The following is a 521-nucleotide window of genomic DNA, read 5'->3' on the forward strand; positions in this document are numbered from 1 at the left end:
TTGTTCGTTTGCGTCTACATTGCACGCTTTATAGCGTGTATTTTGTTGTTAGTAATCCATTTTCATCATAAGGGCTGTACATAACGTGAACAATCTGTTGTATGGGCAATAAACGTGCATTGCTTTAGAATGTCGCACGTTTAGCCCAAATCTATTTAGGAAATATTATGTCGTTCAAGGGTACTCAGGACTACGTCGCAACTGACGATCTTCAAATGGCGGTCAATTCTGCGATCGCACTTCAAAAGCCTTTGCTCATCAAAGGCGAGCCAGGAACCGGTAAAACCATGCTAGCTGAACAGCTTGCAAGCGCCTTGGGTGCCAGACTAATCCAGTGGCATATCAAGTCCACAACTAAAGCGCAGCAGGGTCTTTACGAATACGACGCCGTTTCGCGGCTAAGAGATTCACAATTAGGTGTGGATCGAGTCCATGACATTTCCAACTATATCGTGAAGGGAAAGCTTTGGGAGGCCTTTGAAGCGGAAGAGCGCGTGATTTTGTTGATCGACGAGATTGAT

General features: G+C 45.1%; 1 protein-coding gene. It reads left to right on the forward strand.

The genetic code is table 11. From position 1 onward, the window contains the following. Positions 1–167 precede the first annotated feature (167 nt). On the forward strand, positions 168–521 hold a 354-nt coding region (locus A3750_RS05775; protein ID WP_156498438.1), incomplete at its 3' end, for a MoxR family ATPase.

It is taken from the genome of Oleiphilus sp. HI0079 (genome assembly GCF_001635105.1).